The 5,741-nt window shown below is 28.0% G+C and carries 7 protein-coding genes; 1 reads left to right on the forward strand and 6 read right to left on the reverse strand.

The genetic code is table 11. The features are described from left to right. Positions 1-157 precede the first annotated feature (157 nt). Both CLOBL_RS26520 and CLOBL_RS26525 read right to left on the reverse strand, forming a co-directional pair. Positions 158-1,450: a hemolysin family protein gene (locus tag CLOBL_RS26520; protein ID WP_077861741.1), complete on the reverse strand. Its 1,293-nt coding sequence runs from the start codon at positions 1,448-1,450 to the stop codon at positions 158-160. A 204-nt stretch (positions 1,451-1,654) separates the two neighbouring features. Then, complete coding sequence (locus tag CLOBL_RS26525) at positions 1,655-1,810, reverse strand: Spo0E family sporulation regulatory protein-aspartic acid phosphatase (protein WP_077861742.1); 156 nt, start codon at positions 1,808-1,810, stop codon at positions 1,655-1,657. 393 nt (positions 1,811-2,203) lie between these two features. Between CLOBL_RS26525 and CLOBL_RS26530 the strand changes: the two genes are divergently transcribed. Then, the gene (locus CLOBL_RS26530; RefSeq protein WP_009171886.1) at positions 2,204-2,410 is read left to right on the forward strand and encodes a helix-turn-helix transcriptional regulator; all 207 of its coding nucleotides are present in this window, start codon (positions 2,204-2,206) and stop codon (positions 2,408-2,410) included. Between the two features lie 303 nt (positions 2,411-2,713). On the opposite strand, the gene CLOBL_RS26535 is transcribed toward CLOBL_RS26530, so the two are convergent. The 4 genes from CLOBL_RS26535 to CLOBL_RS26550 form a co-directional block, all read right to left on the reverse strand. Further along, on the reverse strand, positions 2,714-3,154 hold the full coding sequence (locus tag CLOBL_RS26535) for a hypothetical protein (protein ID WP_077861743.1): 441 nt from the start codon (positions 3,152-3,154) through the stop codon (positions 2,714-2,716). Positions 3,155-3,352: 198 nt separating this feature from the next. After that, positions 3,353-3,895 carry a signal peptidase I gene (lepB, locus tag CLOBL_RS26540; protein WP_077861744.1) on the reverse strand — a complete coding sequence of 181 codons (543 nt, stop codon included), beginning with the start codon at positions 3,893-3,895 and terminating at the stop codon, positions 3,353-3,355. Between the two features lie 17 nt (positions 3,896-3,912). After that, entirely contained in the window at positions 3,913-4,707 is a 795-nt protein-coding gene (locus tag CLOBL_RS26545; RefSeq protein WP_077861745.1) for a YdcF family protein, read from the reverse strand. Positions 4,708-4,737: 30 nt separating this feature from the next. Continuing rightward, on the reverse strand, positions 4,738-5,637 hold the full coding sequence (locus CLOBL_RS26550; protein ID WP_077861746.1) for an EamA family transporter: 900 nt from the start codon (positions 5,635-5,637) through the stop codon (positions 4,738-4,740). Positions 5,638-5,741: the final 104 nt, after the last annotated feature.

A 5,741-nucleotide genomic window follows, 5' to 3' on the forward strand; every position in this document is an offset into this window, starting at 1 on the left:
TGGATATTTTTCATCAGGCAAGAAGACAAATTGCCCTCATAGCGGGCTATTAGGTTAATTTGTCGCCGTAGGATGATGGAAAATAGTCTGGCAAATGGACTTATTATTTATTTGATTGTGCCCTATATACTTTCTGCATTAATAAGTCAATTCTTTATTAATCACTTATCTTTTTAATTAACACCTGACTTATTCTCTTTCTATCACATTTTAAAATAATAAATTCATACTCTTCATAAGAAACCTTTTCCTTAGGCTTAGGATATGATTTTAACTGTGAATAAATCCAGCCTCCAATAGTATCAATGTTTTCAACTTCAATTTCTATATCTAGAAGTTCATTAATATCTCCAATATGAACTCTTCCATCTACAACATAGCTTCCATTTTCATTCTTTCTTATTTCTTCCTCCACATCATCATCAAATTCGTCTTGAATTTCACCAACTATCTCTTCTAGAATATCTTCAGTAGTTACTAGTCCTGAGGTTCCTCCAAATTCATCAATAATTATGGCCATTTGCGCTTTTTCTTTTTTAAAGGTCTTAAATAATTCACTGATTGATAATGACTCTGGAACAAATTTTATCTCTCTAATGATTTCTTCTATGTTTTCATTACCCTCAAATTTAAGTTTAAATAAATCCTTAATATGTATAAAACCAATAACATTATCTTTGCTGTCTCTACATGCTGGATATCTAGTTAATTGTTCTTTCAATACATATTCAATAATTTCATCAAAGGTATCTTCAATAAAAATACATGCCATATCAGTACGCGGTATCATAATCTCTCTTACAGTTTTTTCTGAAAAATCAAATATGTTATCTACAAAAGTTAACTCTGTTTGATCGATTAGACCATGTTTGTAGCTATCCTCTACTAAAAGCTTTATTTCTTCATCTGTATGTGCTGCTTCATGTTCTTCAACTTGTGAAATTCCAAATATTCTTAATACTAAATTAGTACTATGGTTAAAAGTCCACATTATTGGATAAGTTAATCTATAAAATGCTATAAGCGGAAAAGCCGTATACATTGCTATACTTTCTGTATTTATAATAGCTAATGATTTAGGTGTGAGTTCCCCAAGTACAATATGAAGTCCAGTTATGATTGAAAACCCTAAAACAAAAGAAATTGAATATACAGTACTTTCAGATAACTTTAGCAAACTAAATAATGGGCTAAGTGCTTCTGAAACTGCTGGTTCTCCAATCCAACCAAGTCCTAATGAAGCTAAAGTTATTCCAAGCTGACATGCAGATAAGTATGAGTTTAAATCTTTAACGACTTTTAGAGCATACTTTGCATTTCTACTTCCTTCTATCGCTAGTGTTTCTATCCTTGATTTTCTTACCTTAACCATTGCAAATTCTGTTGCCACAAAAAAACCATTCATAAATACAAGTAAGATTGCAATGATAATACTTATTATAGTTATCATATATTGATAGTTTCCCTCCTAAGTTGTTATATATCTTCTACTAGTTGACACTGTATTAAGTGATATTAAATATTATATCATATATAATAGATTGTATATTAATTATTTCCTATTAAAATATAATTATTATAATTTTTCCCCTTGTTAAAAGAAATAAGAAGCAAATATATTATTGCATAAAAAATATATTTGCTTCTTATTTTATTATTCATCTAGTATCTCGTAGTCTTTCTTCATTTCTTCCACTATATAAACATCTAATTCTTGGCTTAACTTTAAAATTTCCTTAGGATCCAAGTTATTATTTATCATCTCGTTCAATTCGTCTCTTAATTCATCAAGCTTACTATTCTCCCTCATTATTCACTCTCCAGATAAGTCTTAGGCACAATCAGTATATTGTTGTTTTCCATTGATGCTTTAGCTTGTACAATATCACATTTCATAAATTTTTAATTAAAAATTTTTTTATAAATTAATAATTTTAATTTATTATGCTTAAAAACCGTATGTAAAGTTACACAATTAAATTTGTAATCATAACAACTTATTTTTACTTTGTTGTCAAAAAAACTTAATTAGTGACAAGTAAAAAGTTATACAATAATCTTGTTGTAGAAAATACATGAATTAAAGCTTCTCTAGAAACCTATATTTAGTGATTATCCCTTATAAAAACATTATACAACAAAAAAAGTTTACTCCCAGGAAACTTTCGACCATTTTTGAGCTTGATAATACGAGGTGATAAATGTGATAAAAGAAACGCGGCAAGAAAAAAGAATTACTCAGTCAAAATTAGCCAGAAATTTAGGAATTAGCAAAGGATATTTGTCAAAATTAGAGAAACACCCTTCTCTTTGTAATCCAAATGTTAATCTTATTTTAAAATTATCAAAAGAACTTACCGTAGATCCTGTTAAAATTTTTTTATATTTTATAAAAGAAAAAAAGAATTAAATTAATATAAACTATAACCTTGCTGCAATAAATTCTTATTTAACAGAAAAATTTAAGGATAGCAAACAGATGTCGTCTACCATCCTAAATTATGAAGAAGATTTTAAAAGTTTGCATTACAATTTAAATAATAGGATTACTGCAATGCTATGGAGGATTACAATGAAAATATTAGATTGTTAGTATAACAGTCATCTCTAGACTGTTATACTAATTCATAATACTAAGAATAATATATGCAAAAATTCATCAATTGTTCCGCTTCTTCAACCTTATTGTATTCCTCCTACATTACAATAAGCTTTACTTTTTATCTTTAATTGATTCCGTATTAACATTTGAAGGTAATACTTCTTGAATCTTTCCTAACTGCTCTTTAAGTTTCTCGTTTTCTTCCTGCAATTTAGTATAAAGATCTTGAAATTCTTTAAATGCATAAACTTGATTTAATACTTTTCCCTTATTTTCGTTAAATTCACCAATTATGCTTTCCTTTAATTTAGTAATATCTTCACTTTTCAATTCTGGGAATTTTTTATTTAATGTTTCATCAAATTTATCTATTTTTATCTTCAACATGTTCTCTATTGTATTTGAAATTCCAAAATCCTTATCTATCATATCCCAAATTTCTTTTGCTTTTGCAACATACTCTGGATATTTTGCAAATTCATCTTTTAATCCTGATTGTTCTATCCTGCTTTTTAATATTACTTCTATTGGTTTTAAGATTGTTTTTAACATATTTCCGACTTCCTTCTTAAAATTATTTCTATACAACAAAATATGAAATAATAATCTTAAAAGCTACTTTTTTAATTGATTTAAATGATAATTAATACATAATATATACTACTATTGTTAAATATATTAATGCATTAATCTCTATTCCTCTGATTAGCATAAAAAGAAAAAATGCAGCTTAATCTAAGCTGCATTTTATTATTTTAATTTTCCAAAATCATTAAATGGATAGAATATAAATTGTGCTTTTCCTTCTATTTTTGATCCATCTATGTAATGATTTTTCCAGTACCTTGCATCATTTGATATTGGCCTATTATCACCTAAAAAAAAATATTTTCCTTCTGGTACTTCAAAAGATCCATTATATTTATCTTTATTTTTTACATAATCGTCTTCCAACTTATTTCCATTTACAAACACTTCTCCGTTTTTTATATCTATTTTATCGCCGGGAAGTCCTATTAATCTTTTTACTAGTGTTTCTCCAAGTTCATCAGAATCGAACACTATTATATCTCCTCTTTTTAAACTATTAAGACTCATTATTCTAGTTACTAATACTTTATCATTTTTATTTATAGTTGGAATCATTGAACCTGTTGGTACATAGACATTAAAAAATACAAATTTTCTTAATAGAAATGCTATAGCTAAAGCACAGACTATTGGCACTACCCATTCCTTAAAAAACTTATACATCTTTGTATCCTTAGCTTTTATTTTAACATTTTCTTCCAAAACAAATCCCTCCTGCTCTATAGTTCACACCTTGCTGAAAACTTATTATTATTATTCAAATTTTTTAATACGTCATAATCATCTTCAATTTCTCTTGGAATATCTATATGTGCAATAAAATTTTTTCCATTAGGTCCATAACCATTAACATCATCTTTTAATCTTGGTATTTCTCCCATAATAAGTTCAAAATATCTTTGTTCATCCCAAATACCTTTAATATCTTTATTATTTAATATTAAATCACAATTAATACTCGGAATAAATGGAGAATAGTTTATTATCTTTACATTTTTAATATCTACATATTTCAAGAATGATGCATATGTCCTAAGCTGCATGGTAGGATCCTGAATTAAAAGTAGAGAATTATATGAAATAGATAACTCATTTAATAATTCTACTGCTTTTTTTGCATTATCGCCACAATTAGTAGATTTATTTTCAACAATAATTTTATCTGAATCCACATTATAAATTTTAGTCATGATTTCATAAAATATATCAGCTTCAGCTTTGTTTTCAATATCTATGAAATTAAACTTGCTATCTTTCCTTATCTCATTTCTTAATAGCTCAGTAGAATGTCCTATTCCTCCATTAATCAAAATTTTATCACATAAGTTATTTTTATAAGCATTAACTGCACACTCTATCGTATGTGGAATAGAATTTCCGAGTAAAACTAATACATCTACTTTTTTTATTCCAAATGCTCTTTCTAGTTCTTTGCATTCCAAATTATTAATATCCCTAACTGCGAGAAACTTAGCTATCCTATTAGTATGATACTGAATTTTCTTATTATCCATAAAATCCTCCTGCTAACTTCATTATTCCTTTTACTTATTAGTCTTTACAAAAGATAACATTATTATTGTAACTATAATACATATGGTTCCTATCCACTCTGCCATTCCTAAAGAAACCTTAAGCCATAATACAGATAAAAAAGCGGCAGATAATGGTTCAGCGGAAGATAATATACTTGCATCTGTTGGTTGTACATACTTTAAACTTTCCAAGTAACAATAAAATGCAATTAAAGTTCCAAATAAAACTACAAATATAACTGCTAATATTGATTCTATAGACCATTCTCCTGTAAAATTCCAAGGACTGTGGACAAAAGCAAAAGCTATTCCTCCAATAATCATCCCCCATCCAACAGTACTTGTTGAACCAAACTTTTTCAATAAATACTTAGGCTGGATTGTATAAAAAGCTGCTGCAAAAGCAGAGCTGATTCCCCAAAATAATGCTGTCTTAGAAATGGCTATGCTATGAATATTTCCTTTTGTAATTATAAGGAATGTCCCAAGCATCGCTAATGCAATCCCTGTAATTTCCTGTATGCTTGGACACTTTTTCATCCTAACAGCTAAATATAAAGTTATTATCACTGGTGATAAGTATTGAAGTATAGTTGCTGTTGCTGCATTTCCATATTTAATCGCAGCAAAATATGTATATTGAACACTTAGCATGCCTACAATACCAAATAATAAAATATTAATGCGGCCATGTTTTGTCTTCCAAACTTCATATATCTTTCCCTTATCTTTTATTGAACCATATAATAATAAAATTACTCCTGATACTAATAATCGAATATCTACCAGCCATTCTGAACTAAAGCCCTTTTGCTGAAATAAATATTGAGCAACCGTGCCTGATACTCCCCATAGCATAGCTGCAAAAAGTATTAGCATTATGCCTCTTCTTCTTTCCTTAGTATTCACTATTATTTTCACTCTCTTTCTTCCTTTGGGTTTGCTTAGGCACTATCAAATAAATAACAAGTCCACTTGCAAGGCTATTTGGGACTCGTTATTTATTTTCATAT

The organism is Clostridium sp. BL-8 (assembly GCF_002006495.1).
GTDB lineage: Bacteria > Bacillota > Clostridia > Clostridiales > Clostridiaceae > Clostridium.